31 protein-coding genes and 1 pseudogene are annotated in these 26,195 nt (G+C 33.5%); 14 read left to right on the top strand and 18 right to left on the bottom strand.

The window, feature by feature from the left end; genetic code table 11:
* Nucleotides 1-116 precede the first annotated feature (116 nt).
* A complete protein-coding gene (gene tsaD, locus ACQH1W_RS06030; RefSeq protein WP_425361208.1) occupies nt 117-1,151 on the bottom strand; it encodes a tRNA (adenosine(37)-N6)-threonylcarbamoyltransferase complex transferase subunit TsaD in 1,035 nt (344 codons plus the stop codon).
* Nucleotides 1,148-2,596, bottom strand: a complete 1,449-nt coding sequence (gene gatB, locus ACQH1W_RS06025; RefSeq protein ID WP_375332753.1) for an Asp-tRNA(Asn)/Glu-tRNA(Gln) amidotransferase subunit GatB — start codon at nt 2,594-2,596, stop codon at nt 1,148-1,150. Before gatB ends, tsaD begins: the two co-directional genes overlap by 4 nt.
* A 284-nt stretch (nt 2,597-2,880) precedes the next feature.
* On the opposite strand from gatB, the gene infA reads away from it, so the two are divergent.
* Together infA and ACQH1W_RS06015 are read left to right on the top strand one after the other, a co-directional pair.
* The gene (gene infA, locus ACQH1W_RS06020; protein ID WP_341748261.1) at nt 2,881-3,096 is read left to right on the top strand and encodes a translation initiation factor IF-1; all 216 of its coding nucleotides are present in this window, start codon (nt 2,881-2,883) and stop codon (nt 3,094-3,096) included.
* 15 nt (nt 3,097-3,111) lie between these two features.
* On the top strand, nt 3,112-3,744 hold the full coding sequence (locus ACQH1W_RS06015) for a Maf family protein (protein WP_341761612.1): 633 nt from the start codon (nt 3,112-3,114) through the stop codon (nt 3,742-3,744).
* Nucleotides 3,745-3,784: 40 nt separating this feature from the next.
* Here the strand turns inward: ACQH1W_RS06015 and ACQH1W_RS06010 are convergent, their stop codons facing one another.
* The 6 genes from ACQH1W_RS06010 to ACQH1W_RS05985 all read right to left on the bottom strand — a co-directional run bounded on the left by ACQH1W_RS06010 (nt 3,785) and on the right by ACQH1W_RS05985 (nt 9,271).
* Entirely contained in the window at nt 3,785-3,958 is a 174-nt protein-coding gene (locus ACQH1W_RS06010; protein ID WP_425361000.1) for a hypothetical protein, read from the bottom strand.
* Nucleotides 3,946-4,095: a hypothetical protein gene (locus ACQH1W_RS06005; protein ID WP_375332754.1), complete on the bottom strand. Its 150-nt coding sequence runs from the start codon at nt 4,093-4,095 to the stop codon at nt 3,946-3,948. Before ACQH1W_RS06005 ends, ACQH1W_RS06010 begins: the two co-directional genes overlap by 13 nt.
* Nucleotides 4,096-4,404: 309 nt before the next feature.
* Nucleotides 4,405-5,034 carry an IS110 family transposase gene (locus ACQH1W_RS06000; protein WP_375332755.1) on the bottom strand — a complete coding sequence of 210 codons (630 nt, stop codon included), beginning with the start codon at nt 5,032-5,034 and terminating at the stop codon, nt 4,405-4,407.
* Between the two features lie 739 nt (nt 5,035-5,773).
* A complete protein-coding gene (locus ACQH1W_RS05995) occupies nt 5,774-8,089 on the bottom strand; it encodes a hypothetical protein (RefSeq protein ID WP_425360999.1) in 2,316 nt (771 codons plus the stop codon).
* A gap of 248 nt (nt 8,090-8,337) precedes the next feature.
* Nucleotides 8,338-8,460 carry a hypothetical protein gene (locus ACQH1W_RS05990; RefSeq protein WP_341762645.1) on the bottom strand — a complete coding sequence of 41 codons (123 nt, stop codon included), beginning with the start codon at nt 8,458-8,460 and terminating at the stop codon, nt 8,338-8,340.
* A 118-nt stretch (nt 8,461-8,578) separates the two neighbouring features.
* A complete protein-coding gene (locus tag ACQH1W_RS05985; protein WP_375332757.1) occupies nt 8,579-9,271 on the bottom strand; it encodes a CvpA family protein in 693 nt (230 codons plus the stop codon).
* Between the two features lie 183 nt (nt 9,272-9,454).
* Here ACQH1W_RS05985 and ACQH1W_RS05980 point away from each other — a divergent pair, with 183 nt between their 5' ends.
* The 6 genes and pseudogenes from ACQH1W_RS05980 to ACQH1W_RS05955 all read left to right on the top strand — a co-directional run bounded on the left by ACQH1W_RS05980 (nt 9,455) and on the right by ACQH1W_RS05955 (nt 13,516).
* A complete protein-coding gene (locus tag ACQH1W_RS05980; protein WP_341761659.1) occupies nt 9,455-10,027 on the top strand; it encodes a YqgE/AlgH family protein in 573 nt (190 codons plus the stop codon).
* Between the two features lie 62 nt (nt 10,028-10,089).
* On the top strand, nt 10,090-10,992 hold the full coding sequence (locus tag ACQH1W_RS05975) for a TerC/Alx family metal homeostasis membrane protein (RefSeq protein WP_341761658.1): 903 nt from the start codon (nt 10,090-10,092) through the stop codon (nt 10,990-10,992).
* A gap of 210 nt (nt 10,993-11,202) precedes the next feature.
* Nucleotides 11,203-11,472 (top strand): acyl carrier protein, encoded by a 270-nt coding sequence (gene acpP / locus ACQH1W_RS05970; RefSeq protein ID WP_341761657.1) that lies wholly within the window; start codon nt 11,203-11,205, stop codon nt 11,470-11,472.
* Between the two features lie 17 nt (nt 11,473-11,489).
* Complete coding sequence (gene fabF, locus ACQH1W_RS05965; protein ID WP_425360998.1) at nt 11,490-12,749, top strand: beta-ketoacyl-ACP synthase II; 1,260 nt, start codon at nt 11,490-11,492, stop codon at nt 12,747-12,749.
* Nucleotides 12,750-13,113: 364 nt separating this feature from the next.
* Nucleotides 13,114-13,200, top strand: a pseudogene (locus tag ACQH1W_RS05960) (IS6 family transposase); the annotation flags it as partial.
* Between the two features lie 193 nt (nt 13,201-13,393).
* A complete protein-coding gene (locus tag ACQH1W_RS05955) occupies nt 13,394-13,516 on the top strand; it encodes a hypothetical protein (protein WP_341762641.1) in 123 nt (40 codons plus the stop codon).
* A 61-nt stretch (nt 13,517-13,577) separates the two neighbouring features.
* Here the strand turns inward: ACQH1W_RS05955 and rplI are convergent, their stop codons facing one another.
* The 3 genes from rplI to rpsF are packed head-to-tail and all read right to left on the bottom strand — an operon-like array spanning nt 13,578 to nt 14,826.
* Entirely contained in the window at nt 13,578-14,132 is a 555-nt protein-coding gene (rplI, locus tag ACQH1W_RS05950; protein ID WP_375332758.1) for a 50S ribosomal protein L9, read from the bottom strand.
* A gap of 13 nt (nt 14,133-14,145) precedes the next feature.
* A complete protein-coding gene (rpsR, locus tag ACQH1W_RS05945; protein WP_341762193.1) occupies nt 14,146-14,430 on the bottom strand; it encodes a 30S ribosomal protein S18 in 285 nt (94 codons plus the stop codon).
* Nucleotides 14,431-14,457: 27 nt separating this feature from the next.
* Entirely contained in the window at nt 14,458-14,826 is a 369-nt protein-coding gene (gene rpsF / locus ACQH1W_RS05940; protein ID WP_341748149.1) for a 30S ribosomal protein S6, read from the bottom strand.
* 471 nt (nt 14,827-15,297) lie between these two features.
* Between rpsF and ACQH1W_RS05935 the strand changes: the two genes are divergently transcribed.
* The 3 genes from ACQH1W_RS05935 (at nt 15,298) to ACQH1W_RS05925 (ending at nt 17,434) form a co-directional block, all read left to right on the top strand.
* Nucleotides 15,298-16,002, top strand: coding sequence for a winged helix-turn-helix domain-containing protein (locus ACQH1W_RS05935; protein WP_425360997.1), 705 nt, complete (start codon nt 15,298-15,300; stop codon nt 16,000-16,002).
* A gap of 290 nt (nt 16,003-16,292) precedes the next feature.
* The gene (locus tag ACQH1W_RS05930) at nt 16,293-16,637 is read left to right on the top strand and encodes a hypothetical protein (RefSeq protein ID WP_425360996.1); all 345 of its coding nucleotides are present in this window, start codon (nt 16,293-16,295) and stop codon (nt 16,635-16,637) included.
* On the top strand, nt 16,592-17,434 hold the full coding sequence (locus ACQH1W_RS05925; protein WP_375332761.1) for an IS110 family transposase: 843 nt from the start codon (nt 16,592-16,594) through the stop codon (nt 17,432-17,434). The genes ACQH1W_RS05930 and ACQH1W_RS05925 overlap by 46 nt, the downstream gene beginning before the upstream one ends.
* 35 nt (nt 17,435-17,469) lie before the next feature.
* On the opposite strand, the gene ACQH1W_RS05920 is transcribed toward ACQH1W_RS05925, so the two are convergent.
* The 6 genes from ACQH1W_RS05920 to ACQH1W_RS05895 all read right to left on the bottom strand — a co-directional run bounded on the left by ACQH1W_RS05920 (nt 17,470) and on the right by ACQH1W_RS05895 (nt 23,679).
* Nucleotides 17,470-18,042: a malonic semialdehyde reductase gene (locus ACQH1W_RS05920; protein WP_341762636.1), complete on the bottom strand. Its 573-nt coding sequence runs from the start codon at nt 18,040-18,042 to the stop codon at nt 17,470-17,472.
* Nucleotides 18,043-18,608: 566 nt separating this feature from the next.
* Nucleotides 18,609-19,679, bottom strand: a complete 1,071-nt coding sequence (locus ACQH1W_RS05915) for a hypothetical protein (protein WP_341762635.1) — start codon at nt 19,677-19,679, stop codon at nt 18,609-18,611.
* Nucleotides 19,680-19,692: 13 nt separating this feature from the next.
* On the bottom strand, nt 19,693-20,025 hold the full coding sequence (locus ACQH1W_RS05910) for a ferredoxin family 2Fe-2S iron-sulfur cluster binding protein (protein ID WP_341762634.1): 333 nt from the start codon (nt 20,023-20,025) through the stop codon (nt 19,693-19,695).
* Nucleotides 20,026-20,053: 28 nt separating this feature from the next.
* A complete protein-coding gene (hscA, locus tag ACQH1W_RS05905) occupies nt 20,054-21,859 on the bottom strand; it encodes a Fe-S protein assembly chaperone HscA (protein ID WP_375332762.1) in 1,806 nt (601 codons plus the stop codon).
* On the bottom strand, nt 21,850-22,350 hold the full coding sequence (hscB, locus tag ACQH1W_RS05900; protein ID WP_341761668.1) for a Fe-S protein assembly co-chaperone HscB: 501 nt from the start codon (nt 22,348-22,350) through the stop codon (nt 21,850-21,852). The genes hscA and hscB overlap by 10 nt, the downstream gene beginning before the upstream one ends.
* Before the next feature lie 87 nt (nt 22,351-22,437).
* A complete protein-coding gene (locus tag ACQH1W_RS05895) occupies nt 22,438-23,679 on the bottom strand; it encodes an MFS transporter (protein WP_341762631.1) in 1,242 nt (413 codons plus the stop codon).
* A 454-nt stretch (nt 23,680-24,133) separates the two neighbouring features.
* On the opposite strand from ACQH1W_RS05895, the gene rpmI reads away from it, so the two are divergent.
* Nucleotides 24,134-24,337, top strand: coding sequence for a 50S ribosomal protein L35 (rpmI, locus tag ACQH1W_RS05890; protein WP_341747956.1), 204 nt, complete (start codon nt 24,134-24,136; stop codon nt 24,335-24,337).
* A gap of 27 nt (nt 24,338-24,364) precedes the next feature.
* Complete coding sequence (gene rplT, locus ACQH1W_RS05885; protein WP_341747957.1) at nt 24,365-24,721, top strand: 50S ribosomal protein L20; 357 nt, start codon at nt 24,365-24,367, stop codon at nt 24,719-24,721.
* 678 nt (nt 24,722-25,399) lie between these two features.
* On the opposite strand, the gene ACQH1W_RS05880 is transcribed toward rplT, so the two are convergent.
* Nucleotides 25,400-25,615: a palindromic element RPE1 domain-containing protein gene (locus ACQH1W_RS05880; RefSeq protein ID WP_375332763.1), complete on the bottom strand. Its 216-nt coding sequence runs from the start codon at nt 25,613-25,615 to the stop codon at nt 25,400-25,402.
* A gap of 18 nt (nt 25,616-25,633) precedes the next feature.
* On the opposite strand from ACQH1W_RS05880, the gene ACQH1W_RS05875 reads away from it, so the two are divergent.
* Nucleotides 25,634-26,185 carry a hypothetical protein gene (locus tag ACQH1W_RS05875; RefSeq protein WP_375332764.1) on the top strand — a complete coding sequence of 184 codons (552 nt, stop codon included), beginning with the start codon at nt 25,634-25,636 and terminating at the stop codon, nt 26,183-26,185.
* Nucleotides 26,186-26,195: the final 10 nt, after the last annotated feature.

Here is a 26,195-nt window from a genome sequence, read left to right as displayed (position 1 = left end):
TGGAGTATTATATTTTAACAATCAGGTGGGCAGCCGCTTCAAACCTGATTGTTTCTATATATAATACTGAATTCGATGTAACTTGTTACATCGAATTCAGGTTAGATTACCCATTTTTATAAATCCTCTAAGCTCCATTTAGCTCTAGGACAGAAATCGAGTCGGTTAGTAAGATTGTTTTGTAGACGTTCTAACCCAGCATAAGCGATCATAGCAGCATTATCAGTGCATAAATGTGCTGGGGGTAGTAAAAGTGCATATCCTTGGGTTGCAGCTTGATACTTAAGTATAGACCTCAAATAATCATTAGCAGCAACCCCACCGGCAAGCACGCAAGTTTTTTGTGGCAATAGCGACTTACCTATAAATTCTTCATACATTCTGAAGCTATTAAGCATTTTTACTGACAAGATTTCTCCAACCACATATTGAAAGCTGGCTGCTATATCATTAATTTCTTGATCACCTATAGGTTCTAATTTGGATATTAATATGCGTACTGCAGTCTTCAAACCTGAAAACGACATATTACAGCCAGTTTGATGAATAATGGGTTTTGGTAAAATATATTTAGACGAATCGCCAAATTTTGCTCTTCTCTCAATTTCTACGCCTCCAGGGAAAGGCAAACCCAACATTTTAGCTACTTTATCAAAACACTCTCCAACCGAATCATCTATAGTTTGTCCTAAAATTTTATATTTGCCAAGGGAGGAAGTGGCAACAAATTGACAATGTCCACCGGAAACTAATAGAAGTAAGTAAGGATATTCAGCCTTATTGGTTAATCTAGCAGTAAGTAAATGTCCTTCTAAGTGGTTAACTGCAATAAAAGGCTTATTTAAGACACTAGCAATGGACCTAGCAAACATTGATCCAACTATTACTCCTCCTATCAAGCCAGGACCGGAAGTGGCTGCGATTCCATCTATATCAGATAACTCAAGATGGCTTTCATCTAAAACATATCTAACTGCTTTTTCTAAATTCTGCAAATGTGATCTAGCGGCAATTTCCGGTACTACCCCTTGGAATAGCTTATGCTCTTGATGTTGGGAAATAACAATATTTGACAAAATTTCTTTATCTGAGGTGACTATTGCCACGCCAGTATCATCACAACTTGACTCAATACCCAATATTTTAATTATTGTAATCTCTCCTTTAATAAATCATTCACTAGGCTAGGATTGGCCTTGCCTTCAGTTTTTTTCATTACTTGTCCTACGAAAAAGCCAAATAACTTATCCTTACCGCTTTTATAAGCAGCAACAGAATCAGGATTCTCCGACAATATTTCGTCAATTATAGCAGATAGTATACCACTATCTGACATTTGCACTAAGCCCTTTTCTTTAATAATTTTTTCCGGTTGCTCACCAGTTTCAAACATAGTTTCGAAAACTACTTTGGCAATTTTTCCCGAAATCACCCCATCTTCTATTAGCTTGACCATTTGGGCAAGCATTTTCGGGGTAATTTTACACTCATTTAAGCTAATGGAATTTTTATTAAGCTGACCAAATAACTCACTAATAATCCAATTAGCAAGTATCTTAGGACTGCATAAGGTCACTGCTGCTTCGAAATAATATGCTACCTGTTCATCAGCCGCAAGAACCTCAGCGTCATAGGTGTTTAAACTATATTCTGCAATATATCTTTTAATTTTTGCATCCGGAAGTTCCGGTAGCTCCCGAGCTAATTGCTCTATCAGCTCCTCAGATAAGACTATTGGTAATAGATCTGGATCAGGAAAATATCTATAGTCATGAGATTCTTCTTTTAAACGCATTGTCCTAGTTTCACCAATATCAGCATCAAATAATCTAGTCTCCTGTATTATTGTCTGACCATTTTCGATTAAATTTACTTGCCTATTTGCTTCAAACTCTATTGCCCGCATAATATTACGAATCGAATTTATGTTCTTAATCTCACACCTTGTTCCAAGTGGATTCTTAGGCAGCCTTACTGAAACATTAGCATCGCAACGTAACGAGCCTTTTTCCATGTCACCATCACAACTTCCTATATATCTCAACAAAGTCCTGAGTTTACGAATAAATTCAGCCGTTTCCTCCGGTGAGCTAAGGTCTGGTTCAGTAACAATTTCCATTAATCCTACACCAGCCCGGTTTAAATCAATGAAGCTATAATACTGAGATTGATCATGGATAGATTTGCCCGCATCTTGTTCTAAATGCAAACGATTAATTCTAATTTTCTTGGTTGCTCCCTGCTGAGTTACTATGTCTAAATAACCATCTTGGACAATTGGATTATAGAATTGCGAGATTTGATACCCTTGCGGTAGGTCAGGGTAAAAGTAATTCTTACGATCAAATCTTGAATTAAGATTAATTTTTGCCTTAAGTCCGAGACCGGTCTTAATTGCTTGATGGACACAATATTCATTTAATACTGGTAACATTCCAGGCATTGCTGCATCAATCAACGATACCTGTGAATTGGGAGGAGCAGCAAATTCGGCAGAACTAGCAGAGAAAAGCTTGGATTTTGAAGAAATTTGAGCATGTATCTCCACACCTATAACATATTCCCATTTACCTGTATTACCAATAATATAAGCCATTTAAAATCTCTTTAGTTTACTATTAAAATGTGAAAAATTCTTAAGATTAAATCTTTATCATATTTTCAATAAAAATTGTAGTTTTTTATAAATCTTTATTTTCTACATCTTTTTTCATGAGGTGATCCTGATATTACTTGCAAATTTTTTATATTAATGTAGATTCTTTAATATTGGTGTATAAGCGTTTGAATAACTATAATTTTATGTCAAGCGTGGTTCTGAAATTGTCCACTATGGCAAGCCATTTTAGAAATTAAAAATTATAATTTAGTTAAGTTGTAATGAGCAAAGAAGAGCTAATTAATTTTGAAGGCGTTGTCCTTGAGCTTTTGCCTAACGCAACTTTTAGAGTGAAGTTGGAAAATGGTCATTTTATTATCGCCCATACTTCTGGTAGGATGCGTAAGAATCGTATTAGGATACTTGTCGGAGATAAAATCACAGTGGAAATGACGCCTTATGATCTAACAAAAGGTCGTGTTATCCACCGTCATTAGAGTCTTTCATATTTTATGTCAAATATAGAATCCACTTTTTTAGAACAGCAGAATATACCTATAGTTCTAGCCTCACAATCACCTGCAAGACTTGAATTACTAAAAAGAATAAAGGTATTTCCTGCACAAATTATTCCTGCTAATATAAATGAAACAGAGTACTTACGAGAGTTACCAAACCAATTGGTAACAAGATTAGCACAGGAAAAAGCCGAGGTTGTTGCCAAAAAAATAAGTGGTGAAGCTATAATTATAGCAGCTGATACTGTTGTGGTTCACGGTAGAAAAATACTACCCAAGGCTTTAACAAGTGAAGATGTTAGATATTGCCTTAATATTTTATCTGGAAAGCGTCATAGGGTTTATACAGGTATCTGTATAATAAAAAAGACTCTCGAACAAGTGCTATTGCGACAAAAATTAGTGCAAACCATAGTCAAATTTAAAAGATTGAGCCAGCAAGAGATAGAATTTTACTGTAGCCTAGATGAAGGAATCAATAAAGCAGGCGGCTGCGGAATTCATGGATATGCCGAAGCCTTTGTTCCTAGCATATATGGATCTTACTCAAATATTATGGGATTACCACTACTGGAAACCATGCATATGCTTACTTCTTTAGGTTTTAAAAATATACCTCTTAAATAACCTGAGCATCCGTAATAGAAGTCAATAAAAAAATAGTAACTTAACATAAATTTTCATTCCAAGAAGAATTATTTTTTACAATAGAGTGCATAAAAGCTAGTAATTTACGCATAACAGCAACAAGAGCAACTTTTGCTGGTTTATGTTTAGCAATTAAGTGGTCATAAAAATTGCTTAAGCACTTATTACATCGTAAGGCAGCTACTGCAGCCATATTAGATTACCTCTACCTGCAAAAATACTTCTTCTACCTTTATAACTACCGCTTTCTCTAGCAAAAGGAGCAAGACCTACTAAAGATGTTAACTGCCTAAAAGTAATATTGCCAAGCTCCAAGGCTTCACGTCTCATCTTCGAGACGAAAAAGTGCTTGAAACGTCTAAAGAATCAGGTTTGCAGTGGTTTTAGCATGAAGTTTGTAGTCATGTAAACATCACTTTTCTACTTGACATACTAAAAATTAGTCAACATAATGCTTCTTATGTGTATTACCATTGTTTTGTTTCAAATAAAAACTCTTGTCATTAAAGTACACTTTTATCAGTATTTCTTTATTATAAAATTCCACAGGTGAAAAAATGTAGTCAGTAACGAGAATTTAATTCTACACTCCACTCGTCGCATAATACTCACGTTCTATAGCATAATTTCTGCTCATATTTATCTCGAAGATGAGTCACGTATTACAGTGCTAGCAAGAGTAATGCCAACTGCTGGAATAGAAGTAAGACGATCAATTTTATCCTTTATTTCTTGAGCTTGAGAAATTAATTCTTTAATACTGTCATCAATCTCTTGTAATTGTTCTGTTAAACTAGCAATATGCTGGTTCAAAGATAAAATGACGACCGCATTAAACTCAGTATCCTGCCTAGCAATTTCTTGATTCTTAAATACTAATAATTGTTCTCTTCTTTTTAATAAAGCATGTAACTGTTGTTGACTATTACTATCATAAGTAACATTCACTGGTAAAGCAAAGCACGTTGCATAATCATGCAACAATTTACTATCGATATTATCAGTTTTAGCAAGCCATCCTTTAGCTTTAGCATAACTACGCACTTTATTAGGGTGTACTGTAGCAAAAGGCAATTTATTTATTTTTAAAAATTCTCTTAAATTATGTTCATATCCACCAGTAGGTTCAAAGACAACAATTAACTCAGATAAGACAGGATAGTATTTATTAATAGTGCTAAGTATAGTAGTAAAGCCATGTTGATCATTGGTAACTTCAAAAGCCTTGTTGGTAGTATAGATACTTAAAGTTTTTTTACTAACGTCCACACCAATATAAGTTGTTTCATATAGAGCCTCATGATTTATATTAATAATAGGATACGCTACATACTCATACGCAAGGTTTAAACCTTATGACATCCGTTCGTAGTCTTTATCCAAACAGGATGGGTCTTTGCTCAGGTACGAAGTCTTTAAAATTCAAAGCTTCAATTCGAGATACAGTTTACCCATCCTACCACTATATATAACTGATCACGTTATATTTATCATGGCTTTTTTATTGTATGAATTCGATATAAGAATTATTAACTCTTATATCTGAATTCAGGTTAAGATTATATAGTGTTCTTATTGTTTGGAGGTAATTCTACTTACAAAATTACCTCTTTTCGTATTTTAGGATCAGGGCAATTTAAAAATCGTAGCTAATAATTGATATAACATACATTTAGCCACTATCGATGTTATTCCTACGTAGGTGGGAAGGCTTTATTGCGTGGATCAAAAACACCAACGTTAATATGGTACTTACAGAACCAAAAACGATCTCACCCCTACCTACGCAGGGGTAACATCCACAACTGTTGAAAGTTAAAAATCGTCATCGCGAGGCGTCGATACGCCGTGGCGATCTCATGAAGTAAGCTCTTCTTCACAAGATTGCCACATCGTCGCTTACAGCGACTCCTCGCAATGACGGTTTTTTAACTTTCAACAGTTATGGGGTGACACCGGGCTATTAAAGCGATGAGTCACATCGAATTGAGGTTAAATTACCCCAGTTTTAGGCATCTACATCACCGTTAACTGTCACACCTATTAAAGATGCATCTTCATGATTGTTTATGTCTAGTTCTACTAATGCTAATTCAGCTAATGCTAATGCTTCATGGCTCAAATGGCTTACTCCACCAAAAAACTTCTTGATAACCCATCCAACAGTACCTCCAACAGCACCTATAGTAGTTACAGCAAAAGATATCAGACCTAAGATTTCTCCTATTGACATTGTGCTACTAGCAGGATTATTAGGATTTGATTCCTTAGGAGTATGCTTTTCTGTAGTAGAATCAGCAACTACACCAGCAGCAATTGGTTCTGATTTCTCAGTAAGATTTTTCTTAGGAGTAGTAAGTTCTTCCTTAAGAGTAGTAGTTTTTTGAGGATTAGACCATACTGTAGCAGAATCAGTAGTAGGATTTCCAGCAGAGGAAGCAGTAGACTTTGTCGTAGTAGTACTAGACCCATCCGTAGTAGGAACAGTAGTCTCTTGCTCAGTAGTAGTCGAACCTTCAGTAGAGGAAGTAGTAACCCTCTTTGTAGTAGTACTAGACTTCTCCATAATAGGAGTAGTAGTCTCTTGCTCAGTAATATCTTCAGTGGAGGAAGCAATAGACTCATCCGTAGTAGAAGCAGTAGACTTCACGGTAGTAACAGCAGACTCTGTCGTAGTAGTAGACCCCTCAGGAATAGCAGTAGTAAGCTCTTCCTCAATAGTAGTAGTGTCTTGCTTAGTAGTACTAAACTCCTTCGTAGCAGGAACAGTAGACTTCACGGTAGTAACAGCAGACTCTGTCGTAGTAGTAGACTCCTCAGGAGTAGCAGTAGTAAGCTCTTCCTCAATAGTAGTAGTCTCTTGCTCAGTAATATCTTCAGTGGAGGAAGCAATAGACTCATCCGTAGTAGAAGCAGTAGACTTCACAGTAGTAACAGTAGACTCTGTCGTAGTAGTAACAGTAGACTCTGTCGTAGTAGGAACAGTAGACTTCACGGTAGTAACAGCAGACTCTGTCGTAGTAGTAGACTCCTCAGGAGTAGCAGCAGTAAGCTCTTCCTCAATAGTAGTAGTGTCTTGCTCAGTAGTACTAAACTCGTCCGTAGTAGGAACAGTAGACTTCTCTGTAGTAGAAGCAATAGACTTTTCCTTAGGAAGAGGCTTATTAGTAGTACGAATATCACGCTTCTCTCGCTTGCCAGTATGGGATATATCTTTGGAAGACTCCTCCTCAGTAGTACTAGACTCCATTGTAGAGGTGTGGGACTCTTTATTAATATGTTTATTGCGTTCTAGTACCTTTAAGATTTTTTTGGATGTCTTACCTTTTATACCTATGTTTTTCATTAGGCCTACTTCAATAATCTTAGTATCTGTAAGTTCTGGTATAAGATCATTTACCCCTTTATCACTTATCTTGTTACTTGCTAGATTTACTGCTTTAACCTTAGTATTGCCTTTTTTAAGTGATTTTATAAGATCTATTGCTCTTTCATCACCTATTTTATTATGTGCTAGATTTAATGTAGTAACTTCAGTACCTGTAAGCATTGTTCCAAAGTCTATTGCTCCTGTAGTTCCTATCTTATTATGCACTAGACTTAATACTTTAACCTTACTCCCTTTAAGAATTTTTCCAATCTCTTGTGCTTTTTGGGGATCAACCCCAACATCCCATAGATATAATTCAGTAATATTACTATTTTCGAGTTGTTGTTTGAGCATTTCTGTATTTAGATCATAGCTGAAAGTTAACTTACTACCATTACCATGTAGTATAATATTACCATCAGCATTATGTAGTATAAGACCATCACCTACTGCACGTTTTCCCCTAATAAGAGATTGGTCATCATTATGTTTTGTAGAGCCTTTTGATTTGTTATGGTTTTGGCTAGTTGAAGTAGTTGCAGGAGTAGTATCAAAAAGAACAGGTGGCTTACTCATCTCTGTAGAACTTTTTACCGTACTTGATAAGCTATTTTGATTATCTGTCGAGATAGCTTTCTTGGACGAAACGGTAATATTAGGAGAAATGGCAGAAAGGGCGGTAAGAGCAGTCAAAAAAGCTTGTGCAGTAGGAGTATGTGCTTTACCTCCATCAATAGGCTCTATAATATTCTGCCTTGAAAGATTAGGTTCATAATCCAATATGGCAGGAATATTAGGTAAGTCATCTGTGTTTAGTCTATTATTTCCTTGTATGTTGTTCCCATTACTCAGCTTTTTACTTAATAATTGTACTTCAAAATCTTGTGTTTTTAGAAACTCCCCTTGACTCTTCCGATGCTGATTAACCCAATCTCCATTATTAATACGTCCCATATTTTTTCTCTCCAGTTATATTACAGATTATTAAAAATTTATTTACTATAGGATAGTATTAGAATAATATTTGTTAACTAATGTCAAGCAAATAATAACAATACTTTAATATTTAAGAACTTTTTTGTAAAATAACTTAGTCTAGATAGCATTAATGTAACCTGAGTCTGATGTAAGACATCGGTTTAATAGCCTCGATGTCACCCCTAATAGAGATAATACTGATAACTTGTTACATCGAACTTAGGTTAAATTACCTTATATTCAATAACAAATTTTTGCTCTTGAATAAACTCATGATTAGCTATATCTTGAATATATCTACCAATAATATAACTCTTTTTATTATAGTTATTCAATAGCCTAGTCATGATTCTCTATAGCCTAGTCATGATTCTCTATAGCCTAGTCATGATTCTCTATAGCCTAGTCATGATTCTCTATAGCCTAGTCATGATTCTCTATAGCCTAGTCATGATTCTCTATAGCCTAGTCATGATTCTCTATTTTTTTTGATAATACTTCATCAAGTTCTTGCATAAGATCTTCAGGGAGTTGTTTTACTTTATTGGGAGATTCTTGAGATTGTGATTTTTCTAACACATTTGTAGTATCAATAATCTTTGATTTTTTAGGTAATTTAATGGATTCCAAACTATCTTGTGGTAAAGTTCTTATAAGATTTTTACTTAAATTATCTAGATACGATGTAGTCACAGATTCCTTAAGCCATTTTGGATATTTATCAATAGTAGTATTTTGTATAACGTCTTTTAGGGTTTCTGCTTGTAAGTAACTGTCAGAAAAGAAAATTGTTAGGACTAGGAAGATACATAAACAAATAATCATACCTCTAAACATGCCTGCGGCTAAGCCTATAGATCTGTCAATGACCCCACCACTTATAATAGAGATCATCAAAAGAAATTTACGGGTTACAAAAGAGCATATGATTAGAGAGATAATATAGGAAATAATCCCAGAGGTGACTACCAATGCAATGTGGTTATTAAAATATCGAGTAATAATGGAAATAGTATATGGAGATAGGTAATAGGCAAAAAGAATTGAGACTATAAAGCCAAGTAAGCTAATAGTAAGCTTTATTATTCCTCCATATGCTCCGAGCATCGATGAAGTAGTAATAATTGCCAGTATTATTATGTCAAACCAAGTAAACATTAGACTTTTTCAAAAATTACTTTAAGTTTAGAACAGGAGTTGAGTATATTTACCATCATGTTCAAAATTTTTATTAGACCTCTCAGATGAAATTTCAAAAGAGGTCTATTGAATAGCCGTAATTTAACATTATATGTATCTAAAAGCTAGTATGTTAATAAATTTTAAAATACAATAAACATTATGAGTGTAAACGATAAGATTTTTGATAATTTATCTGGTAAGGTTCTGATCGCTACTCCTTACATGCTTGAGGGTATATTTAATAAATCACTTATTTATATGCTGTCTCATACAGCAGAAGGAGCAATGGGTTTAATTTTCAATAATTTAGTGAATCATATAGAGATAAAATCGTTTTTTAAAATATCTGATGATCAAATAGATAGTAACATTATGATGCCTATATATCTAGGAGGACCAGTTGAGCATGAACGCGGATTCTTCCTACATTCTGATGATTATAACGAAAATCTACTATTGAAGTTTCAGAATCATTTAGCAGTTAGCTCTAATCCTAAAATCCCTCATGATATTGCTTCTGGTCATGGCCCTAAAAATAGTTTATTTATTATTGGATACACTGCTTGGAAAGCAGGGCAGCTTGAAACAGAGATTAAGGAGAATTTGTGGATAATAACAAAGTGTGATAAAGAATTTATTTTTTCTGATCATCCAGAGAATAAGTGGCACAATGCTTTACACAATCTCGGTATCAAAGAATCCCACTTTACTTCACGAATGGCTAATGCTTAACATCAGATCATAAACTTGAGAATTAATTCTTCAAGTTATTATAGTAGTTTATGGAGGGAATCTTGACTTGGGTTGTTTTTTGTACAGTGATTGCAGGTTTACTAATCTACGATCTTGGTTTTGCAAACCAAGAAAATAAAGTGATGAGCTTCCGCCAAACTATTTATTTTAGCCTTTTTTATTTAATTATAGCATGCCTCTTCGGTATTTTCATTTTTTTTGATATGGGAGGAGAAAAAGCCCGGGAATACTACACTTGCTTTTTTATAGAGAAAGCTATGTCATTGGATAATATTTTTATTATATTGATGGTTTTTCAGTTTTTCTCTATTCCTTTAATATATCAGCATCGGATATTATTCTTAGGAATTCTAGGTGTCATTGTTTTTAGAGCCATAATTATATATCTAGGTGTCATTGTTATCTCGAAATTCTCTTGGTTATTATATATTTTTGCAGCTATTCTTATAGTTACAGGCATCAAAACTTTTTATATAGCAAAAAAAAGTTTTAAAGTAGAGGAATCGTATATTTATAGAATTCTACAAAAATACTTTAATCTTACTCCTAAAATTTCCGGTTACAAATTTTTTATTAAAACTAACAATAGGTTAAGTATTACGCCTCTTCTTGCATCATTAATAATTATAGAAATCATGGATATTGTCTTTGCCATTGATAGTATACCAGCAATATTTGCTATCACTAAGGATCCTTACATAATTTATACTTCTAATATTTTTGCCATATTAGGTTTACGTGCCTTATTCTTATGTTTAGCTAATATTGTTGAGCAATTTAGTTATATAAAATATTCACTAGCATTAATATTAATATTTATTGGCATAAAAATATTCGCTGAACATTTTATTGAGATTCCATCTTACGCTGCACTGGCTATGACTATTACTCTTCTGTTGCTTGGTATTATTGCTTCTATTATCAGGAAAAGGAGTGTATACTAAACTGTAAACTATTAGTAATATTTCAATTTAAGAACTAAAGAAATTTTACACTGGCATAAAATATTTTTTTGTGCTAGAAGTTTGGAATTATTGTATCGTCTTATTCAAAGCTTACTTATGTATAGATTATGTTTATTCCATACAAGTCATTATAAGTGGCTAGAGTTTAAGTGTTTTACTAAATTTAATTTATGTTATGAGGTTCTAATTATGAGTGAAAATATAAATATTACACAAAATGTTGTTGAGCAAGATATTGTCGAACAGGAGGTTATTGAAATCGTCGCTAACACATTAAAAGTAAAGAAGGATTTAATCACTCCTGAATCTAGATTTGTTGAGGATCTTAAATCAGATAGTTTAGATACAGTTGAATTAATGATGGCAATAGAAGCAAAGTATAAATGTGATATACCAGATGAAGATGCAAGTAAAATTTTAACTGTCTCTGATGTTGTACAGTACATAATAAAAAAATAACTAATTAATAAATAATCATGTCGACTAGAAGAGTTGTTATAACCGGTATTGGGCTTATCACACCACTAGCAATTGGTGTAAAGACCTCTTGGGAAGGTATTATAAAGGGTCGCAGTGGCATCAAGTCAATCACAAAATTTGATACTTCTAACCTTGCCTGTAAAATAGCGGGTACAGTGGATCACTTAACAGATAATGGCTTTAACCCGGAAAAATTTATTGATCCTCGCAATGTCCATAAGATGGATTTATTCATTCAATATGGTGTAGGAGCAGCTACTGAGGCAATCGAGGATAGTGGGTGGAAAGTAAAAGATGCATTATCTGGAGATAGGACCGGCTTAATACTTGGTTCAGGAATAGGTGGACTTGGGATGATCGAAGAAACATCCGTAAAGTTTCATAAAGAAAATAATGGCAAAGTTAGTCCATTTTTTATCCCCTCCTCATTAATTAATCTCCTTTCAGGTCATGTTTCCATTAAATACGGATTTACCGGACCAAATCAGGCTGTCGTTACAGCTTGTTCTACTGGCTCTCATGCTATAGGGGATGCTATGCGTATGATTCAATACGGTAATGTAGATGTTATGGTTGCTGGTGGGGCTGAAGCACCGGTTACTCCGGTTGGAGTGGCTGGATTCGTTGCCGCAAGGGCATTATCTACTAAATATAATTCTACGCCTGAAATTGCATCAAGACCATGGGATCAAGATCGTGATGGATTTGTAATGGGAGAAGGAGCAGGTGTTGTAGTACTTGAAGAATATGAGCATGCTTGTGCTAGAAACGCTAAGATTTATGCTGAAATTATTGGATATGGTTCTACTGGCGATGCTTATCATATGACCTCACCTCATCCCGATGGAAGAGGTGCTTATAGATCTATGTCTGATGCTCTTAAAGATGCAAAAATTGATGCAAGTCTTATTGATTATATCAATGCCCACGGCACTTCTACACAAGTTGGTGATGCTATAGAGTTAACGGCTGTTCAAAAATTATTTTTGGATGCTAACCCAAATGTTCTTATGTCGTCAACCAAATCATCTATTGGTCATTTGCTTGGAGCAGCTGGCAGCGTGGAATTAATATATTCAATTCTTGCTATGCGAGACCAAGTTGCTCCACCAACTCTCAATTTGCATAAACCGATAGCAGAAGCAAAAATAGATTTAGTTGCTTTAGAAGCTAGAAATACAAAAATTAATTACGTGCTTTCTAATTCATTCGGATTTGGAGGAACTAATGCAAGCTTAATTATTAAGAAAGTATAGGATTTACTTTTGGTTTGTATCATTTTCAAAAGTTGGAGTAGGAAGCTACCCCAATTAGGGATAATAATTAGTTAATTCTTACCCCTAATTGGCTTTAATATAAGGAAAAATGCATTTTTAAAGCGGCTAACACGAATGCATTTTAAACCTATTCTAAAGCTAAAAACATGATTTTAAAAGATTAAAATCATGTTTTTAGCAAAATATTAATTTAACAATCAGATGCAGAGCTGTCTCAAATCTGATTGTTTCGATAATTTCACCGAATTTGGAATAAGAATTGGTCAATTCTTATCCCAAATTCGCGTGTCTTGTACTTTTCTGCAATTTTTAAATCGCCATGGGGGTTATACGTAAGGTAAGTAATATAGCTGAACAAGACCACCGCTTTATCAAGAAACGAACTAAGCCAATGCTTGGTTTTAAGAGTTTTCGCTCTGCTGCTATTACCACATATTACCCTACATTTTTTATATAACCACTATTAAAATGGCTGCTGATCGTCTATTAGCGAGGAGTCGCGAAAAAGTGGCGACGCGGCAATCCAAGATACGCGAAGCGTTCTCTAAAAAAACAGCTTCGCTGTTTACCTAGATCGCCACAACTTCTAAAGAGCCTTGCTATGACGATTATAGAAAAATGTAGTGTACCATGCTATTACCATTACTGGTATAGAAAATATTCATATGATTCAAAAAAGACAAATTACTGGAGCTAATAATAATTTTTCTACTTTTGAGAATTTTGTTATGCTCATGGCATCATAATGTCCAAAATCTAAGGTTTTACAATTTTCGTTAGAACACGATTTACAAATGCGACAAAACCTTATATCTGCTCCACATCGTTAGGAGTAGAGGTTTCTTGTTGATCAGAACTTTCAAGGGGGTCAATAGTATCTTGCTTATTGTTCCTTGAGTAATCTTGTGCTTCAGATTCTGACCTTGCAACAATTACCGTTATATTTGTACTAAGCTCAGCGTGCAACCTAACCTCTACCACGAATACACCTGTTGACTTTATCGGTTTCTCAAGAATTATACTTAAATGTGATATTAAGTGCAAAGAAGCCTTAGACAAACTTTCAGCAATTTCTTTATTATTCACTGAACCAAACAACCGACCATCATCAGCAGACTGCTTAATAAATATTAATTCCTTACCACTTATAACATTATTAATAGCTTCTGCCTCAGATCTTATTTTTAGCTCCTTCGTTTCAAGATCATGTTTTTGGGCTTCTATGAACTGTTTATTAGGTTCTGTTGCCCTAATTGCTAATTTTTTGGGGATAAGATAATTACGAGCAAACCCCTTTTTTACCTTAAGAATCTCTGCAATCTTTCCAAGTTTTCTTACAGGTTTAATCAAAATAACTTCCATCTTATTCCTCTGCTCAAATTTGAAATACAAAAGGCAACAACGCTAGGATTCTAGCAATTTTTATAGCATTCTTCAGTTTTCTTTGCTTTTTGGCACATACATTGGTAATCCTACTAGGCAACATTCTACCACCTTCTGATACAAATTTTATTAACAAATCAGGGTTCTTGTAATCAATTACTGGAGCATTTGGAATAGAAAGAGGACATCCCTTACGTTTTCTAAAAAACACTCTTTTATTATTTCTATCAGCCATTCTAGTCATTGACTGAGAGTCAACAGCATCATTCTCAAACATTTTAATCTTTTCCAATTTTATTACTATTTAGTCTTTATTAATTGTTACATCAACTATTTCTTCATGATCTGAACCTTTACTTCTTAGAATCGGCGAAGGTTCAGCACTTATTGAATCAACATTGATATTAACAAACCTAATAATATTTTCACTTAGCTTCATTTTCCTTTCCAGTTCATTTATTACCGAAAAATCAGTTTTAAGCCCCATAAAAACATAATGTCCTTTTTTATTATTACCAATTTTATAGGCTAAACTTCTTAAACCCCAATATTCAGTTTTAATAACTTCACCGTTACTATCTTTAACAATTTTAGTAAAGTCATCGGTAATTTTATCTACATCAGCAGACGAAATATCTTGGCGTATGATAAAAACTGATTCGTAAAAAGCCATATATAAGAATCTCCAGCTACAAAATAAAGCCATTTATAACAATAAAAAACATTTAATTCAAGTGTTATCTTTATTATAGAGCATAATTAATAAATCACTAATACCTTTTGATTGCAAAAATATAACCGTTTTACACGGATTGTAAATAAATAATTAAATTAGTAGACTTATATTAATAAATTTAGTAGAAATTTATTAATTAATTCGATAATATTGCACTTTAAAAAGTCAAATTAATATCATTACAATAAATTCACAATAATGTAACATTAGACTCTTGCATAACTGAATTATACTCTTTTTACTTTAAAAATTGACTCAGCAAAAACTTTGAGGATTCGCGTACTTCACATTACTTACATGTACGTTTAGCATGCTTATACCTTGTTTTATGCTCCAATCCCTCAATCATTTGGGTATACAAAGAAGAATTTAGTCATGCCTAAAGTCTTCATTTAATTAGTATTTAAAATGTTCGATAAATTACCACCTAGAATTCTTATTATAGAATCAACTAAAAGCATTAACGTTTCTTTATCTAATGTCATAGAGAGAGCATGGTTTAATCTTGTTAAGGCTAACACAATAGAAAAAGCTATAGCCTACTCTATTGCAAATCACCCTGATATAATTATTGTTGATTCAATGGTACAAGATAAAGTTGCTACAGAAATAGCAACTAAACTAAGAGAAATTAATGGTTTAGAGAAAGTACCAATAATTTTTTTGCTACATTCCGGAGAATCTCCGTCTAATTATACTTTGGAAGATAATAACTTTGTTGTTTCTCTTACTAAACCATTCACTTCAGATCAGCTAATGATTTCAATAAGATCATTACTCCGACGATCTAATTTAATTCTACAAGATAAAGTTATAAAATATAAGGAAGTAAGTATGGATCTTACTACCTATAAAGTAACTAATAAAGGCAGGATAATTCGTTTAGGACCAACAGAATTTGAGATTTTACAACTTTTTATCAAAGCACCTAAAGTAATATTTTCCCGTCAAGATATTGTAGACAAAGTGTGGGGCAGAGATACATCTATTGACCTACGTACTATTGATGTACATATAAATAGAATAAGAACATCTCTAAAAAATAAAGAATCTGAGGTATTTATAAAAACGATCCGTGCTATAGGATATTGCCTTGATTTGCCAAATTCTTAGAATTAAAGTAAAAAATTATCTATTTAACCTGAATTCGATATAAGAATTATTAATTCTTATATCGAATTCATACAATAGAAAAGCCATGATAAATATAACGTGATCAGTTATATATAGTGGTAGGATGGGTAAACTGTATCTCGAATTGAAGCTTTGAATTTTAAAGACTTCGTACCTGAGCAAAGACCCATCCTGTTTGGATAAAGACTACAAACGGATGTCATAAGGTTTAAACCTTGCGTATGAGTATGTAGCGTATCCTATTATTAATATAAATCATGAGGCTCTATATGGCAACAACTTATATTGGTGTGGACGTTAGTAAAAAAACTTTAAGTATCTATATACCAGCTACCAACAAGGCTTTACTACTATGCTTAGCACCATTAATAAACACTATACTGCCTTATTATATTGGTGTGGACGTTAGTAAAAAAACTTTAAGTATCTATATACCAGCTACCAACAAGGCTTTACTACTATGCTTAGCACCATTAATAAACACTATACTGCCTTATTATATTGGTGTGGACGTTAGTAAAAAAACTTTAAGTATCTATATACCAGCTACCAACAAGGCTTTACTACTATGCTTAGCACCATTAATAAACACTATACTGCCTTATCTGAGTTAATTGTTGTCTTTGAACCTACTGGTGGATATGAACATAATTTAAGAGAATTTTTAAAAATAAATAAATTGCCTTTTGCTACAGTACACCCTAATAAAGTGCGTAGTTATGCTAAAGCTAAAGGATGGCTTGCTAAAACTGATAATATCGATAGTAAATTGTTGCATGATTATGCAACGTGCTTTGCTTTACCAGTGAATGTTACTTATGATAGTAATAGCCAACAACAGTTACATGCTTTATTAAAAAGAAGAGAACAATTATTAGTATTTAAGAATCAAGAAATTGCTAGGCAGGATACTGAGTTTAATGCGGTCGTCATTTTATCTTTGAACCAGCATATTGCTAGTTTAACAGAACAATTACAAGAGATTGATGACAGTATTAAAGAATTAATTTCTCAAGCTCAAGAAATAAAGGATAAAATTGATTGGCTTACTTCTATTCCAGCAGTTGGCATTACTCTTGCTAGCACTGTAATATGTGAAGCACCGGAGCTTGGCAATATTACTTTTAGGCAGTTAACATCTTTAGTAGGTCTTGCTCCTTTTGCTAGAGAAAGCGGTAGTTATAAAGGTAGAAGAAGTATTTTTGCAGGTAGAGGTAATCTTCGAAGAGTTCTTTATATGGCTGCAGTAGCTGCCTTACGATGTAATAAGCACCTACGCAATTTTTATGACCACTTAATTGCTAAACATAAACCAGCAAAAGTTGCTCTTGTTGCTGTTATGCGCAAATTACTAGCTTTTATGTACTCTATTGTCAAAAATAATTCTTCTTGGAATGAAAATTTATGTTAAGTTACTATTTTTTTATTGACTTCCATTACGGATGCTCAGGTAATCTTACAGCATTCATTGAAATCGAGTCTTGGTAGCCGTGGGAAAGGGGCATCACCATCTTTGTAACCAATATTACATATGAAATTTACTTGATAAGTTGAATTGCTAAAGAAAGTACTATTTATAGCGTTTTTATTAAACCCCGACATAGGACCACAAGCTAATCCCTTACTTCTCGCAACAATCATCAAGTAAGCTGCTTGTAATGATGAGTTGCGAATTGCGGTATCTAGGGCAATCTGCTCAAAAGAAGCAAAATAATCTTTTATACTTGCATCATGAGGAAATAACTTGGGCATTAATTCATAAAACTTAGTATCAAAAGCAAAAATGGCTGTAACAGGTGCTGACTTAACTTTTTCAACGTTACTTGGAACTAAGCATCTGTACAATTTATCTTTTTCAGCTGAACTCTGAACAAAAACAATTCTCAAAGGGCAGCAATTAGCTGAAGTAGGACCAAGTTTTGCTATATTATAAATTTCTTCAAGTAACGCTCTATCAACTGGCTTATCCAAAAATTTGTAACAGGTTCTATCTGAAAATACTTCCTTAACATTTTTCATAGTAATACCCCCTTAAATTTACCATTAATTCGATATAACAAGTTATACTCGATAATCAAGTTTTTTTCTGAAGGCTACAATTCATGGTAGTTTATGTCATTCCCGCACAGGTAGCGAAATCTAGAATGTCTAAAGCACCTTTTCTGTCTGTTTCTTTAGATTCCCGCCATTGCTCATAGGTGTCAACTTAAGAGCGTAATGATTGAGCATGTATAAGTAAATCAAACCTAAACGTCTATTAGCGAGAAGCCGCTGCAAGCGGCGACGCGGCAATCTAAGATACGCGAAGCGTTACTCTAAAAAACAGCTTCGCTGTTTATTTGGATCGCCACGGCATCTAACGATGCCTTGCTATGACGACTGTGTTTAATTTGTTTATACATGTTCAATCATTACGCTCTTAAGTTGACGCCTATGCACCATTGCTAAGAATGACATACTAGTGATTCACGTAGGCAAAGCTTACGCGGGGATGACATCTTCTCGACTTCTTTTCATGATTTTTAAACTGCCATGAATTATATAACTCAATAAAAACTTGATTATCGAGTTATATCGAACTCTTGTTAACTTTCAGTGTTGTTCTCTTCTATAGCTTCATCTACTTTACTATCCTCTAGTTTAAACTCAAGCAAATTAATTGAACCTATATGTATACCATTATCAGAAAATTCAATATCAAATTTCACCTTTTCATAAGTTGCTAATTCATTATCATCTGTCTTAACTACTCCAAATAAAGAAGAATCAACAGCTTTCTCAATGATAGTTTTGACCATTTTTTTAGGTAATAACAAATTGTTAGGAATCAATTTATCGATGATATCATGGTAATTAGTTAATTCAAAAGATAATTTACCTTTTGGTAACTTACTATCAGAAAATTGTAAGAACCCTACCAAATCTACTTGGGCATTATCATCACAAGAAAAAACTAAACGATCGATATTTAAATTTCTGATAGAATTTGTATCTTTACCTTGGTTAGTAGCAATATTGATCAGTGTGGCTAAATCAAGCTGTGCTGTTTTGAAATTAAAAAAATCTTCCCCCGCAGAGTACAACAAACGTAATTGTAGAGCTATATTTTCACCGTCCTGAGATTTTGCCTTATTGATTAGGAAAACTAAATCAGCAATATTAAAAATTTCCTTATCTTCCTGAATGAAGGATAATAATTTATTGTTAACTTGCAGAAACTTTACGATAGATTTTAAACTATCTCCATGGGATAATTTATATATAGGTTTATTAAATTTAACTAGTGCTGTAATATATTCCTTGGACTGAACACTATACTCTATTAATTTACCATCAAAATTCTCTTGTTGTTTTATCCCTTGTTCTCCTAAAATCAATCTAGCCTTTTTAAAACTAAAATCAAACAAAAATGTCATTTCCTCAGTAGATATTTCTTTGGAATTAACATGATCGATAAATTTTATTTTTGGCTCGACTAAACGAATTTGAAAGCGAATAGGGAAACCAGAAACTTTGATTTGGCTATAAGATATTTTAGTATTATCTGTCTCTGAATTTTTTATAGTATTTACTATATTGCTTTTGATAGTATAAGCAATGCCAAACCATATTATGGTGTAAATTAAACAAATAAAAAACAAAATTTTACGTATCACTCTATATACTCAATTATAAGTTAATATTACGGGTAGCAGATGGCAAGCGAACCCTTATACCGTCAAGTTCTTCACTAACAATAATCTGACAACCAAGTCTTGAAGTATGGGTAAGACCAAACGCTAAGTCAAGCATATCTTCTTCTGCTTCAGAAGGATTTTTTAATTTGTGGTAAAATTCCTCATCTACAATAACATGGCAAGTGGCACATGCTAGTGATCCTTCGCATGCACCTTCAAGATCGATGTTGTTTTGATGAGCAATTTCCAAAATAGACAATCCGAGAGGGGCATCCACTATTTTTTCCGTACCATCTTTGTCTATAATAAAAATTACTTTAGGCATTAATTATCATTCCTCTTTTTTAAAACAATCATCTTATTTTATCAATATGCTTACCTTTCAGTAAGTCTAAAGTAGCACTATTTAATCTTTCATAAAAGAAATGCTCCGTTATAGTCTCAAAAGTTTTGCTACATTCTATAATGTAATCACGATCATTTGAATCTATTGCTTCTTTCAGAGTGTTAATTGCAGTATCAATTTTTTTCATTTCATTCTTTGCAAGAATATTTGGTGTTTCTCTAATAGCATTTTCTATATTATAAATCAAAGATTTTGTATGAATAATTGTTTCTTGCAATAATTTCTTATTATGATCACTAGCAGCATTTTGATAAGCATTTTCTAGAATTTCGGTAATTTCACTTTCGTTTAAACCATAACTTGGTTTTAACGAAACATCATGTGATATACCACTATTTCTTTCTAGAGCTGACACTGACAAGATGCCATCTGCATCAATAGAAAATGTTACTTCTGCTCTCACTCCTCCTGCTTTCATCATTGGTAATTTTAGTTCAAATTTTGCCAGTGACCTACAATCTTCTACCATTTCTCTCTCTCCTTGTACCACATGTAGCTTCATAGAAGTTTGGTTATCTACATAAGTGGTGAACTCCTTAGTAACCGATATCGGTATGGGGCTATTACGAAGAATGATTTTCTCAGTAATACCACCATTTAATTCGATACCGAGTGACAAAGGAACTACATCGATTAATAAGGAATTAACATTTGCCGAAGTTAGGTTCTCTGCTTGCAGGGCTGCTCCCCATACTACCGCTTTATTTGGGTTAATATCCGAGAAAATAATAGTATTAAACGTTTGTGCTAAACTTCTACTAATTAAGGGTATGCGAGTTGAACCACCAACAAGGATGATACCTGAAATATTAGGATTCCCTGCATGTTCTAGCGTATCTTTAGTAATAGATATTGTACGTTCTACCAATGGTAATATTAACTGCTCAAAATTCTCGAGATCTAACTCCAATAGCGTCGCCTCCTCGTATATCATAGCACATTTATTTTGACCACTAAGTGTTTCTTTAGCTTTTTTTGCTAATTTTATTAACTCGCTAGATTCTAGTAATTTATATTTATCACAAAAATATCTCATCACTAAGTGGTCAATATCATCACCACCTAAAATATTATCTCCACCAGTGGCAATGACCTGAAATACGCCCGTTTGCATATTTAGAATTGATACATCAAAAGTACCACCTCCTAGGTCATACACTAAATAACACCCTCTACTATCTTTATTTAAACCATATGCATAAGCTGCTGCTGTTGGTTCTGCAATTAACCGTAATACCCTAAACCCTGCAATTTTTGCAGCTAGCATTACTTCTCCTCTAGCAGCATCGTTAAAATGTGCTGGCACGGTTATTACAGCTTTTTTGACTTCCGAATTCAATTTTTGAGTAGCCTGTTTCTTTAAGTACAAAAAGATTTGTCCGGCAATTTCTGGAATCGTCAGTAATTTTCCAGCAAACCTTATTCGTAAAATTTCACTATCTAAATCAATATAGTCTTTCACTAGAGTAAAAAGAACAGGGTTGTTGCGTATATCAGATAGTTTTTTACCAAAAAGTCTTTTAATAGAACGAAAATTGTCAATTATATTATCATTGCCAACAATAAAGTCTTTACCATGAAATGCTATAACTGATGGTATAAGTCCTCGGCCATGATCATCTATGATAATTTGTATTATTTGTTTATTTGATAAAGCAATCAATGAGTTGGTTGTACCAAAATCAATACCAACTGCTATATCCTTATCATGTGGGTTAGAAGAGCCAGCTTCGCTAATTTCTATTATTTGCATGACTTGATTTTTAGTTGAATATTATTAATTAAATTTTTAAGATATTTAAATTTTATGGTAATATCAAGAGCGTCTTGCATATTTTGATCTTGAAATGCAATAGTTAGAGATTCAATAAGTTTTTCTTTTTCAAGGATTTTGTTATTTAGCATATGCTCTAACTTAGTTAATTCTTGAGTAGTTTCAACAAGTTCTAATTCACTCCACACAACATTTAATTGTTCCTTTGAGATACCTTGCCTAACCGTTATTTCATCCAAGACTATATTGTTTAAAAGTAGAAGATACTCAGCTCGTGCTAAATCATCTTTAAGAATTGAATAAGCTTTATTTATATCAATAGAGATAGCCAAATTTTCTTGCCTCGCATTGTTAGTTTTAGCTCTATCTGGATGATATTTTGACTGTGCAGCAAAATATTGGCGATCCAATATATTTAAGTCAATATTATATTTTCGTTCTACATCTAATAACTCAAAATAACTGCTCATAATCACTTCTAGTAACGCGAATTTGGGATAAGAATTTGTCAACTCTTGAAATCATAGACAGTATAGCATAGTAAAGTATCAAATCTATTAAATCTTACGTATCCTTAAAAAGGCTGGTACAAATAACATGCTAAATAACGTAGTCAATAAAAAAAGTTGAGGCCAGTCCATATAATTTGCACAAATACCAGATAAAAAGGATAAAATAATCCGGACGAAGGAGCCAAAAGAAGATATAATTGAGTATTGTGTGGCTATCAATTCGCTACTACATAAACTAGAAAAATAAATAAGAATCGCTGTATTACCAAGCCCGCAACAAAAATTCTGTACAGTAATTGTTATAGTAAATATAAGCATATCATGACCTACCATAGATAAGAACACAAACATTAAGGGTGACAGTAATTGTAGACTACCACATATTAGGATGCTTCGAGATATTCCTATTTTTGCAGTTAAAATACCGCTAATGACTCCTCCAGAGATCATTAGCATGAATCCATATGCTTTTGAAATAGAAGCAATTTCTTGAGAGGTAAAAGACAAGTCAATAAACACTGGCGAACTCATTGCCATAGGAATTGAGTCGCTTGCTTTATATAGAAAGACAAACAGTACAATGAACATCCAGTTAGGATGATTTCGTTTTAACAATAGTAAGCTATCACCAATGACTTGAAAATATTGTGCAGGTGAAATTAAATCAGTAGAGATGTGTTGAGTTTTTTTTGTAATAGGTTCTTGCATATATAAGGTTATTATAGGTGCAGCCATTGTTATAAGAAAGATACATAGATATACAAAGTACCAATTAAAGAGGCAAGATAAATATAATGCCCCTGTACTATTAATAAGTATTCCTATACGAAAACCAGTTGAATTAAAAGTTGTAGCAATTGAGAGTTCTTCTTTTTTTACAGTCCGTTCTATACGGTATGCATCTAAAACAACATCTTGAGTTGCTGCACAACAGGAAATAATAAAAATTAAAATTGCGGTAATAATTATGTTAACAGGGGGATCTATAATTAAAAATCCACTAATAGTGACTAATAAACATGCTTGGGTAACTAGTGTCCATCCACGACGTTGACCAAATTTTTGACATATAACAGGTATAGAATATTTATCAATAAACGGTGCCCATATTGGTTTTAAGCAATATGGAATAGATGTTAGAAACATTGCACCAATAATATCAGTTGAATATCCCGCCTGTGATAATTGGTAATGAATAGTAAATGATACTAAAGAAAAATTTACCCCTGCAACTATTCCTAGCAAGAATAAACAAATAAAATAAGAACGTGTATGATTAGTTAGCATATTCAGGAGTGATATCCATCTTTTCAAACAATTATCTAGACATTACACCCCAATTCGGGATAAGAATTAGTTAATTCTTATCCCGAATTCGCGTATTACGTATATTTATTTAGTAATACAGCTTTTTTAATAATTTCATATAGTTAATATGCTAACCTCATGCAGGGCAGTTTAAAAATCCCAACTAATGATAGAAAATACTAAATTATAGAAATAATTAGTTGTCATCGCGAGCCACAAAGTGGCGTGGCGATCCAAATAAACAGCAATTATCTTTTTAAAAAACAAACTTTTCTATCATTAGTTAGGACTTTTAAACTGCCCTGCCAAAATATTTGCAAAATTGACTTGCAATAATGCTTAAAAATATTATACTTACGTCTATTAGCAACGTGGCTTTGGTATGCCTAGTTTTTGCTAGACTGATCTTAAAATACCAAATAAAGGAATTATAATGCCTAAATTAAAAACAAAATCAGCGGTAAAAAAGCGCTTTAAGCTTACTGCTACTGGCAAAGTCTGTGCCACTCAAGCTGGAAAAAAGCACTTTATGCGACGTCGTACAAAATCTCAGCTTCGTAACCTTAGAGGAACAACAATTCTCTGCGATCAAGATGCAAAGAACTTGAAAAAATTCTTTCTTCCATATGGAATTTAATAATTTAAATAAGGAAATAGGTGAGATATGTCACGAGTAAAATCAGGAAAAGTTTCAAAAAATCGTCATAAAAAAATTCTCAAACTTGCTAAAGGTTATAGGGGAAGATCGAATAATTGCTTTAGGGTAGCAATTGAAAAAGTTGAAAAAGCTCTACAATATGCTTATAGAGATCGTAGAAATCGTAAGCGTGATTTTAGAGGGCTTTGGATACAAAGAATCAATGCAGCAGTACGCGAGCATGATTTAGTATATTCACAGTTTATGGGTGGGCTGAAAAAAGCTGCCATAGATATCGATCGCAAGGTGCTAGCTGAATTGGCAGTTAACAACCCACAAGGTTTTGCAGATATAGTGGTGCAGGTAAAGACTCATCTGCAATAGACTTATTATACCATTTCCGAAAATTAATCATCACGTCGTCGTACTTCATGATCTCCGCTCCTCACATACCTAGTTGTACGCGAAGGTAGCCGACACTCGTACTCCGAGTAGCAATTTAATTTTGGGAAATGGTATTAAACCTCTTGGATCATTCTACTTTTGCTGGTAATTTGGGCGTTGGGATTAGACTCAAATCCTCACGTATATTTGTTATACTGCTTGCGGGTTAAGGTTTCGGCCATAACTGTTGAAAGTTTACAAATACCTATACCACAGCGTCATTGCGAGCGTAAGCGAAGCAATCTAGGAAACAATCTATAGATAAATGATGTTACTGGATTGCTTCGTCGGCCTTACGGTCTCCTCGCTAATAGACGTATAGAGAAGCTGTATTTACTAACTTTCAACAGTTGTGAGGTTTAGGCTCTCCTGCAAATTCCGCAGAAGAGAATTTTGTAAGAGGTCTATTGTTGCGTGCAATTTAGAAATACAACTTAGAAGTAGTTTTGTCATCAAAGTAATGATAGTGTTGTGAACGGATTCTTTGTGGTAATTTTGTCGTCAAAATTTGCTTCCGTTTCTCACATACATCTGCGTACTGCTTGCGGTATTCAGCTACATTTTTCCTAAAAATTCCTCAAAAATTATTCAGTTTAATTGGCAACTGGAGATAGTAATTTATTGCATGTATCTTTGTACATTTAGTATAATCTTACTTATTAATTCATTAGACTTCTTTCGAAACTCTACTTCTGCTGGTGATTTGTACGTCGATGCGGTACTCGAATCCTCACGTACATTAGAGTACGCTGCGGTTCTGCGTTCCGCGTCTCCTTCAAATCCCTCAGCATAAGCGAGTTTCGAAAGAAGTCTATTCTTAAATTTTATTAGCAATATAAAAATAATAATTTTATGATTAAAAAACTTTTATATACTTTTTTGATTCTTATAATTGCTTCTACTATTTCTAGTTGTGGTCGGAATCTTGCGGCAAATACATATACTAGTGATTCAACATTAAATATTGTATTGGAAGGAAAGCTTCTTGCCAAAAGAGATATCAAAATCACGGAGGATGAAAGACTTGGTGATAATGCAGTTGGTGGTCTAACTGGTGCTGTCGCTGGTGGGGCGGTTGCTGCTAGCGGAACTAATAACGCGGCTATAATTGTTGGTGGTGCTATTGTTGGAGGTGTTACTGGTGCAATAATGCAATCTGCTTTGGGGGCATCAAAAGGTACAGAATATATCGTACAGGTTAATAGATCGAATCTGAAAGACGATTATTACGAAGGTAGCAGACTTCTAAGAAATGCTATAGCAGCTGTACGTGCAACAGGTATTATCACCATTGTGCAGGCTAAAGAAGATAAAACTAATCCTGTGATAAATGAGGGGCAAGATGTTCTAGTTATTCTTTCTGAGAAGAGATCTAGACTCATTCCAGCTACATATAAAAATTAATAAAAATACA

Origin of the sequence: Candidatus Tisiphia endosymbiont of Stenodema calcarata, assembly GCF_964030695.1 — a bacterium.
Taxonomy (GTDB): domain Bacteria; phylum Pseudomonadota; class Alphaproteobacteria; order Rickettsiales; family Rickettsiaceae; genus Tisiphia.
The sequence above is the reverse complement of the archived record's forward strand: the minus strand, read 5'-3'. Positions and strand labels throughout refer to the sequence as shown.

Bases quoted from the DNA above. Each gene is read 5' to 3' on its own strand.
- hscA (WP_375332762.1), bottom strand. From the start codon at position 21,859: ATGCAAATAATAGAAATTAGCGAAGCTGGCTCTTCTAACCCACATGAT.
- rplI (WP_375332758.1), bottom strand. From the start codon at position 14,132: ATGGAAGTTATTTTGATTAAACCTGTAAGAAAACTTGGAAAGATTGCA.
- ACQH1W_RS05930 (WP_425360996.1), top strand. From the start codon at position 16,293: ATGGCAACAACTTATATTGGTGTGGACGTTAGTAAAAAAACTTTAAGT.
- ACQH1W_RS05935 (WP_425360997.1), top strand. From the start codon at position 15,298: ATGTTCGATAAATTACCACCTAGAATTCTTATTATAGAATCAACTAAA.
- rplT (WP_341747957.1), top strand. From the start codon at position 24,365: ATGTCACGAGTAAAATCAGGAAAAGTTTCAAAAAATCGTCATAAAAAA.
- ACQH1W_RS05895 (WP_341762631.1), bottom strand. From the start codon at position 23,679: ATGCTAACTAATCATACACGTTCTTATTTTATTTGTTTATTCTTGCTA.
- ACQH1W_RS05990 (WP_341762645.1), bottom strand. From the start codon at position 8,460: ATGACTAGGCTATTGAATAACTATAATAAAAAGAGTTATATTATTGGT.
- ACQH1W_RS05920 (WP_341762636.1), bottom strand. From the start codon at position 18,042: ATGAAAAATGTTAAGGAAGTATTTTCAGATAGAACCTGTTACAAATTT.
- ACQH1W_RS05875 (WP_375332764.1), top strand. From the start codon at position 25,634: ATGATTAAAAAACTTTTATATACTTTTTTGATTCTTATAATTGCTTCT.
- ACQH1W_RS05980 (WP_341761659.1), top strand. From the start codon at position 9,455: ATGAGTGTAAACGATAAGATTTTTGATAATTTATCTGGTAAGGTTCTG.
- rpsR (WP_341762193.1), bottom strand. From the start codon at position 14,430: ATGTTTGAGAATGATGCTGTTGACTCTCAGTCAATGACTAGAATGGCT.
- ACQH1W_RS05925 (WP_375332761.1), top strand. From the start codon at position 16,592: ATGCTTAGCACCATTAATAAACACTATACTGCCTTATCTGAGTTAATT.
- hscB (WP_341761668.1), bottom strand. From the start codon at position 22,350: ATGAGCAGTTATTTTGAGTTATTAGATGTAGAACGAAAATATAATATT.
- ACQH1W_RS05985 (WP_375332757.1), bottom strand. From the start codon at position 9,271: ATGTTTACTTGGTTTGACATAATAATACTGGCAATTATTACTACTTCA.
- acpP (WP_341761657.1), top strand. From the start codon at position 11,203: ATGAGTGAAAATATAAATATTACACAAAATGTTGTTGAGCAAGATATT.
- ACQH1W_RS06015 (WP_341761612.1), top strand. From the start codon at position 3,112: ATGTCAAATATAGAATCCACTTTTTTAGAACAGCAGAATATACCTATA.
- rpmI (WP_341747956.1), top strand. From the start codon at position 24,134: ATGCCTAAATTAAAAACAAAATCAGCGGTAAAAAAGCGCTTTAAGCTT.
- infA (WP_341748261.1), top strand. From the start codon at position 2,881: ATGAGCAAAGAAGAGCTAATTAATTTTGAAGGCGTTGTCCTTGAGCTT.
- rpsF (WP_341748149.1), bottom strand. From the start codon at position 14,826: ATGGCTTTTTACGAATCAGTTTTTATCATACGCCAAGATATTTCGTCT.
- ACQH1W_RS06010 (WP_425361000.1), bottom strand. From the start codon at position 3,958: ATGGCTGCAGTAGCTGCCTTACGATGTAATAAGTGCTTAAGCAATTTT.
- fabF (WP_425360998.1), top strand. From the start codon at position 11,490: ATGTCGACTAGAAGAGTTGTTATAACCGGTATTGGGCTTATCACACCA.
- ACQH1W_RS06005 (WP_375332754.1), bottom strand. From the start codon at position 4,095: ATGAGACGTGAAGCCTTGGAGCTTGGCAATATTACTTTTAGGCAGTTA.
- ACQH1W_RS05910 (WP_341762634.1), bottom strand. From the start codon at position 20,025: ATGCCTAAAGTAATTTTTATTATAGACAAAGATGGTACGGAAAAAATA.
- ACQH1W_RS05995 (WP_425360999.1), bottom strand. From the start codon at position 8,089: ATGGGACGTATTAATAATGGAGATTGGGTTAATCAGCATCGGAAGAGT.
- gatB (WP_375332753.1), bottom strand. From the start codon at position 2,596: ATGGCTTATATTATTGGTAATACAGGTAAATGGGAATATGTTATAGGT.